This is a genomic window from Shewanella sp. A22 (genome assembly GCF_053850585.1).
Genome location: NZ_JBSQBN010000030.1, coordinates 34,263 through 40,734 on the forward strand (window position 1 = coordinate 34,263; position 6,472 = coordinate 40,734).

Here is a 6,472-nt window from a genome sequence, read left to right on the forward strand (position 1 = left end):
TATCCAAGAGTCATACTTTGAGCAAACACATGACTATGCGATAATCTCGCTCATCTACTGTCGTTAATTAGGTCATCATGTCACAAGCCTTTAGTTATACTACCGAATATGTGCTGGATAAATCATACTTCGAAGAATGCTATCAGCAATCCATTACGGTTAATCCATCAGCAAAACGTTTTTTAAAAACCGCCATTTTTGCCCTAATTGGCTTGGTCGTACTCATGATCGACTCAATAAGCCAAACAACAATAAGCACCAAAGAAACTTACTATTTAGGTTACTTTTTTATTGGCTTGGCTGTCGTTGAGTTTTTAAGCATTCGCTTCAATAAAACATGGTGGTTATGGCGTCAAATGATAAGCAAAGCCGCAGGCGAAAAAGTCAGTTTAACCATTGATGAAAAAGGTATTAACAGCCTATCGCCCCACGTTAATCAACAGATCCTATGGACCGATATCTATCGTATCACTCAAACGGATGCGGGTTTTCTTATCGCACTAAAACAAAGTACCACTTATTTATCTAAGCGTTGCTTAAATCAACAAGCCATCGATTTTATCGCTCAGAAACAATAACGGCTACATTAATGCCTTCGCAACTCGCTGACGAATATCATTAAGTAATTCAGCCTCAAACCATGGATTACGACTAAGCCAAATATTATTGCGAGGACTAGGGTGTGGAAGAGGAATATAACGCGGCCCAAACCTACGCCATTGATGAACAGTTTCAGTTAATGTCTTAGGTTTGTTGGGTAAATAATATTGCTGTGCATACTGGCCAACCAGTAGTACCAACTCCACATTAACGAGTTGTTGTAATAATAAGTTATGCCATTTAGGTGCGCACTCTGGTCTTGGCGCCAAATCCCCTGATGCGCCCTTTTTTGAATGACAACCGTTGGCGGTATAACTGCCAGGATAACAAAAACCCATCGGCATAATGGCCACTTGCTTAGCGTCGTAAAACACCTCTTTCGTTATGCCTAGCCATGCTCGTAACCTATCACCACTGGCATCATCAAATGGGATCCCCGACAGGTGAACTTTGCGTCCGGGCGCTTGGCCAATAATTAACACCTTAGCTTCAGGAGCAATTTGTACGACAGGGCGCACGCCATCAACTAATTCAGATGCACACATTTGGCAATGGCGAACTTGGGTGAGAAGTGCATTAATATCAGACATCAAAAATATCTCCCAATTAGGTCACAAAGCCTGCTAATTACACTATCTAACGGAACTAACCTGCAGTAGTATTTGTCAAAATAACAAAGTTCTCCCAAGAAGGAACAACCATGCAACATTTTCGTATAGCCCGTACGACGTTAACCACAATGTTAATCTGTGGTACAGCGATGAGTTTTAGCGCTGCAGCACTCCCACAAGCACCCGTTAATGATGTGGTTTCATTAAAAGAGGCCTGCCAACAAATTGCACTTGAAGACCAACTACCAGAAAGTGAAGTCGAGACATTTTTGCTTGATTGCGTTAATGACCAATTAACCGAAATGGGTTACGAACGTATTATTAGCCTAGATTACCCTCACGATTAATAGTATCAACTAATGCCCGTAAATCGCGCCGTTAAGGCGTTTTTTATGGGCATTAATAAAAGCTAAAAGCCATTAAAATGCTTGGAAAAATATCCCTACCGACGCACCAATAGCCACAAACCAAGATAACGACCGCATCGTGCCATAATCCAATAAATACATAGCATGATAAACCACTCTAGCAACCACGTGCACTATGGCAAGTAATGCCACCACATCCGTGACATTGTTTGTTATCAATGCTGTTAATACCGCAATACCAAATATAATAAGTGACTCAAATGCATTTTGATGCCCTGCTAATGCTCGCGCACCAAAACCGGTTAATTGAGCTTGTTGTGCCCTTGGATGATTATTGTCGTAGCGGCCCAATTTAGTTATCGCCATCGCGACCGGCATTTTTGCTGCGTACGGCAGTAACATGGCTATAAATAAACAAATCAGTATGGTTTGCATGGTATCCCTTCATTTTTTAGTTTGATGTAGTTTCAACTCATCTTCATTGACGATTTTTGTCGTTATTTTTTAGCTTAACATCGATTGTTACTTCGACAGCATTCAATTTACCCCAATAAAATACAAAAATAATAACCAAACAATATCATCTAGTTAAATTTTAAAATTAAGTCATGTTTGTAAATGAATACAACAAGTCCACTCAGCAAAATGACTTATCTACAGGTTTCATGAAAGATATTGGGCCACTTCACGGTCAATACTAATAACTCCTAACAAGTGTGATAGCTGCAGCAAATCAATCTTGTGACGAGTAACAAGAATAAGCAGTAAAAATAATAATCAACATTGTAAGGAATACATCATGAATACCAAAGCACAAACTAGCCTAACAGGCGCAGCACTCGCATTAGCTATGGCCAGTTTATCAGGTCAGGCAATGGCGGCCGAAACAAGTACAGCTCCTATGGCTGCTGGCGAAACAGATTTAGTTCATTGTTACGGCGTTAATACCTGCAAAGGCCATAACGATTGTAAAACAGCCGACAATGCCTGTGGCGGTCAAGCGAGCTGTAAAGGCACTGGTTTTGTCGGCATGCCATCAAAAGCTTGTGCTGATGTGGGCGGTACGCAAAAAGATGATTGGGTTGGTAAAGTCACTAAAGCAGACCTAGTACATTGTTACGGCGTTAACATCTGTAAAGGCCATAACGATTGTAAAGGTGCTGATAATGCTTGTGGCGGAATGGCAAGCTGTAAAGGCACTGGCTTTGTGAACACTACTGCTAAATCTTGTGGTGACATTGGCGGTAACGTTAGCTAGTAAAAACTCATAAGGTTGATGGCTTTCTTACTCTGTGACTTGAACGTCATCAGCCTTTTTATTCACTACCAATTTGTTTGCAATAACAAGGTACACCATGCCAAATACACGCATTACAGAAGACTTTCTTGGATTTGGTTTAGGTTTACGTACTGACCATTTTGAACATATTTTACAGCACCAGCCCGATATCGACTGGTTTGAAGTGTTGTCTGAAAACTACTTAGTTGCTGGCGGTAAACCCCGATACTATTTAGAAGCTATTGCCGAGCAATATCCTGTTGTAATGCACGGTGTATCAATGTCGATAGGCAGTACAGACCCTATAGATATGGATTATCTTAAAGCCCTCAAAAAACTCAGTAACGATATTCAACCTAAATGGATTTCAGACCATATTTGCTGGACCTCAATTCACGGCATCAATAGCCATGATTTACTGCCACTGCCTTACACCGAAGAAACCGTTAACCATGTCGCAGAGCGAGTGCGTATTGTGCAGGACTTTTTAGGCAGACGCATTCTGCTAGAAAACGTATCGAGTTATTTGTCATATCAAGACTCGACCATGGACGAATGGGATTTTTTAAGCCAAGTGGCTGAGGCTGCAGATTGCTTGATATTACTCGACATTAATAACATCTATGTCAGCGCCCGTAATCATCATTTTAATCCGTTGGATTACCTTAAAAAAATCGACCCTCGCCGGGTACAACAATTTCACTTAGCGGGTCATAGCGATTTTGGTGATTATGTCATTGATACCCACGACCATGACGTGCCACCGTCAGTATGGACACTTTACCAAGCTGCACTAGAGCGCTTTGGCGCTGTTAGCACAATGATTGAACGTGACGCGAATATTCCTGAGTTCCCCGCGTTATATAATGAATTACTCGAAGCGAAACACATTGCCCAGTTAACGCTACCCGATGACCCAGCCCTAGCACGCTCACAATTTGGTACTCGTTCACTTGATGGCTTAAATAAGTTCATCAACACTAATCACGCTTCACCGCAAAAAGTCAGGGCATAATCATGAGCCGTTTAGCTGAAATTCAACAGCAATTTATGCAGTATTTACTGTCTGATGGTTCGGATACACAGCACGGACAAATTCAGTCGGTAATGAAAGCGAATGTGTCTGAACAAGCGGGGATCAGCGCCGATGATCGCCTACAAATTTATGCCAACGCTTACCGAATTCGATTAAAAGAAACCATTGAAACTGACCACCAGCTGCTGGGGTTGTATTTAGGTGACGATTTATTCGATAAAATGGCGGCCGACTATACCCGTCAATTTCCATCAAACAATAAGTCACTGCGCCAGTTTTGTGATGGTTTACCGGAATTTTTACAACAAGACGCGTTTTTTAAACAGCATCCCATTATTGCCGATTTAGCGCGATTCGAGCGCCGATTACTCAATGCTTTTGATGCTGCAGACTGTGCCCGTGCAAGCTTTAGTGACTTACAGGCAATATCGCCAGAATTGTGGCCCAATTGCTGTTTACGTTTTCATCCCAGCATACAAATATTCACTTGCAACAGTAATGCTGTAGAAGCTTGGCAAGCATTGAAGATAGACACAGCACCACCTGCGCCAGACTATGAGTCGCCTAGGGCATGGCTATTATGGCGGGGAGAGTCGCGGTTAACCGAGTTTGTATCATTAACGACAGAACAACATGCGTTGTTACTTGGGTTTATTCAGGGCAACAACTTTGCCACCCAGTGCGAACAAATGTTGCAATGGCACGATGAACAATCTGCGCCACTGATGGTATTACAGACCATGCAAACCTGGTTTCAACGCGGCTTAATTCGAGCGGTAGTAAGTAGCTAATTTACGTTAACTCATTTCTGGACGTGCTTGATAACGACCTTCTCGTCGTCCCAACAGTGCTTTTGAGCCGGGATCTAGGTGTTTGTACTTTTTGCTTATTTACTTATGGCCTGCGGCCACAACGTCGTGGCGCTTCGCCCACAACAGCCTGCCTTGACTAACCGGGAGCATCCATATATGCCTATTTATTTGTTTTTACAATATTTTAATCCCCTATAGCTATACAACTTTCATTTTACTTATGTATTATCGGCATATTTCCAATAGCACCAAATAAAACCCCATAGTATTCGCCATTATTCTCCACAATTTTCAAGCTCCCTCCCTTTAGCTTTTCTTTTACAATGGGCTTAGATGTAATTAAATCTAAAAAAGAATCAACATTAGAACGATTTTCAGAGGAAATGACAATGCCACAAAGTTTGTCTGAACAAGATACAGTCTTGAGATTCATATCTGCATATTCCACTAAATCTTTTCCAATTCCCTCATTAATGTTTTCCATAATAATTAGTGACTCGGGGTTGGTGATAGTAAGTGGTAAACTAGCTATAAAATCGAAAGTTTCGTTTAAGGATAGCTCTTTTATGTAATGTTCATCGAATACCAATTTCCCATTTTCTTCAAAAACAACATTATTATCTTGAAGCTCAGTCGAAATTATATCTTCATTTTTTTTATCATCTTCATTAGTCAAATTTTCATGACTGATTAGTTTATCTGCATTGTTAACTGTCAAATCAGAATGCACAAAAATAGCCGCGTCATCTGGGCTTAAACCATCCGCGTTTGCTATATCGGAAACTATATAGCCCTCATTTTGATTAAATTCATTTTCTTTTACGTCATTATCAAACTCTATGTATCCCCATGTGGCGATTGATATTGCCAGAATAGAAAAAATATACGGTTGTAGTTTCATAACATTCCTTGATAAAAGTCCTTGATTAAAAAAGTATCTTTTCAGCTAACCTTTAAAATAATCGTAAAAAGTTGAGCAAACTTCAGCTCAACTATCAGTTAATATATTATACATCTGAAAAATGTTGCCTTAGACGGGATCTTCGGTTTCTTTTCTCCACACCGATCCTCCGCAGCAATCCGTAACATTTCCGTGACTGTCGACAACACAAACATTGTCACATTTATATGTACCTTTAGGTGTTACAACAATACTATCAGCCAGAACGCCAAATGTTGCGACTACTAACAATGAAGAAAATAGTACCAGATTAGTTTTCTTAATATTAAATGTCATTAAAATTCCTTTTATATTACATGTTGACTTTGAACTTACTAAAGCTTTGTCAAGTCCTAACAAAACTTCAATTAAAATCTGACACACTTTTTTAAAAGTACAAGAGTTTAGTAAACTCCTAGGTTTCAGCAATAAAGAAATTAATCAAGCCACCCACCATAAAAATGGTGTCACGACATGCCTATTCTGACGTAAAAAAGTTAAACTAGCCGTAGATTACTGTTTATAATAAATATAAAGTATCAATATGCTGATATTTATGCGACTAGGATAAGTGGACACCCATAGGATTTTGGCACTTTAATTCAATCGACACTTATTGCTGATATCTAGAAACCCACGCTAGAAGCGGTGCTTAAGCCTGTACTGGTCAAGCCAAACTGGACACTTTTAGTTGAGAATTTTTCAAACTCTACCGGTGACAGATCACCATTAGCAGAATGAAGTCGCTCCAAGTTGTAATATTTCATGTAAGCAGTCACATCTTGCTTCATAAACTCCCTTGTTGGTTGAGCAACGTTAAAAATCC

The 6,472-nt window shown here is 40.1% G+C and carries 9 protein-coding genes and 1 pseudogene; 5 read left to right on the forward strand and 5 right to left on the reverse strand.

Going from position 1 to position 6,472, the window contains the following annotated elements; genetic code table 11:
• Positions 1-77 precede the first annotated feature (77 nt).
• On the forward strand, positions 78-578 hold the full coding sequence (locus ACWXWT_RS07775; RefSeq protein ID WP_456041039.1) for a YcxB family protein: 501 nt from the start codon (positions 78-80) through the stop codon (positions 576-578).
• Positions 579-581: 3 nt separating this feature from the next.
• Here the strand turns inward: ACWXWT_RS07775 and ACWXWT_RS07780 are convergent, their stop codons facing one another.
• Positions 582-1,190, reverse strand: coding sequence for a uracil-DNA glycosylase family protein (locus tag ACWXWT_RS07780; RefSeq protein ID WP_456041040.1), 609 nt, complete (start codon positions 1,188-1,190; stop codon positions 582-584).
• 110 nt (positions 1,191-1,300) lie between these two features.
• On the opposite strand from ACWXWT_RS07780, the gene ACWXWT_RS07785 reads away from it, so the two are divergent.
• On the forward strand, positions 1,301-1,558 hold the full coding sequence (locus ACWXWT_RS07785) for a hypothetical protein (protein WP_456041041.1): 258 nt from the start codon (positions 1,301-1,303) through the stop codon (positions 1,556-1,558).
• Between the two features lie 72 nt (positions 1,559-1,630).
• Here ACWXWT_RS07785 and ACWXWT_RS07790 read toward each other — a convergent pair whose 3' ends face one another.
• Positions 1,631-2,014, reverse strand: a complete 384-nt coding sequence (locus ACWXWT_RS07790; RefSeq protein ID WP_456041042.1) for an MAPEG family protein — start codon at positions 2,012-2,014, stop codon at positions 1,631-1,633.
• Between the two features lie 364 nt (positions 2,015-2,378).
• Here ACWXWT_RS07790 and bufA2 point away from each other — a divergent pair, with 364 nt between their 5' ends.
• The 3 genes from bufA2 to ACWXWT_RS07805 all read left to right on the forward strand — a co-directional run bounded on the left by bufA2 (position 2,379) and on the right by ACWXWT_RS07805 (position 4,685).
• Entirely contained in the window at positions 2,379-2,837 is a 459-nt protein-coding gene (gene bufA2, locus ACWXWT_RS07795; protein WP_140234920.1) for a BufA2 family periplasmic bufferin-type metallophore, read from the forward strand.
• A 97-nt stretch (positions 2,838-2,934) separates the two neighbouring features.
• Positions 2,935-3,873 carry an MNIO family bufferin maturase gene (bufB, locus tag ACWXWT_RS07800; protein ID WP_456041043.1) on the forward strand — a complete coding sequence of 313 codons (939 nt, stop codon included), beginning with the start codon at positions 2,935-2,937 and terminating at the stop codon, positions 3,871-3,873.
• Between the two features lie 2 nt (positions 3,874-3,875).
• Entirely contained in the window at positions 3,876-4,685 is an 810-nt protein-coding gene (locus ACWXWT_RS07805; RefSeq protein ID WP_456041044.1) for an HvfC/BufC family peptide modification chaperone, read from the forward strand.
• Between the two features lie 235 nt (positions 4,686-4,920).
• Here the strand turns inward: ACWXWT_RS07805 and ACWXWT_RS07810 are convergent, their stop codons facing one another.
• From ACWXWT_RS07810 to ACWXWT_RS07820, 3 genes and pseudogenes are all read right to left on the reverse strand, one after another.
• A complete protein-coding gene (locus tag ACWXWT_RS07810) occupies positions 4,921-5,607 on the reverse strand; it encodes a hypothetical protein (protein ID WP_456041045.1) in 687 nt (228 codons plus the stop codon).
• A gap of 129 nt (positions 5,608-5,736) precedes the next feature.
• The gene (locus ACWXWT_RS07815; RefSeq protein ID WP_456041046.1) at positions 5,737-5,943 is read right to left on the reverse strand and encodes a hypothetical protein; all 207 of its coding nucleotides are present in this window, start codon (positions 5,941-5,943) and stop codon (positions 5,737-5,739) included.
• Positions 5,944-6,313: 370 nt separating this feature from the next.
• Positions 6,314-6,472: pseudogene (locus ACWXWT_RS07820) on the reverse strand (IS3 family transposase); the annotation flags it as partial.

What these genes read in the sequence shown, in the direction of transcription:
- bufB (WP_456041043.1), top strand. Translation starts at nt 2,935, where the DNA reads ATGCCAAATACACGCATTACAGAAGACTTTCTTGGATTTGGTTTAGGT.
- bufA2 (WP_140234920.1), top strand. Translation starts at nt 2,379, where the DNA reads ATGAATACCAAAGCACAAACTAGCCTAACAGGCGCAGCACTCGCATTA.
- ACWXWT_RS07810 (WP_456041045.1), bottom strand. Translation starts at nt 5,607, where the DNA reads ATGAAACTACAACCGTATATTTTTTCTATTCTGGCAATATCAATCGCC.
- ACWXWT_RS07780 (WP_456041040.1), bottom strand. Translation starts at nt 1,190, where the DNA reads ATGTCTGATATTAATGCACTTCTCACCCAAGTTCGCCATTGCCAAATG.
- ACWXWT_RS07775 (WP_456041039.1), top strand. Translation starts at nt 78, where the DNA reads ATGTCACAAGCCTTTAGTTATACTACCGAATATGTGCTGGATAAATCA.
- ACWXWT_RS07785 (WP_456041041.1), top strand. Translation starts at nt 1,301, where the DNA reads ATGCAACATTTTCGTATAGCCCGTACGACGTTAACCACAATGTTAATC.
- ACWXWT_RS07805 (WP_456041044.1), top strand. Translation starts at nt 3,876, where the DNA reads ATGAGCCGTTTAGCTGAAATTCAACAGCAATTTATGCAGTATTTACTG.
- ACWXWT_RS07815 (WP_456041046.1), bottom strand. Translation starts at nt 5,943, where the DNA reads ATGACATTTAATATTAAGAAAACTAATCTGGTACTATTTTCTTCATTG.
- ACWXWT_RS07790 (WP_456041042.1), bottom strand. Translation starts at nt 2,014, where the DNA reads ATGCAAACCATACTGATTTGTTTATTTATAGCCATGTTACTGCCGTAC.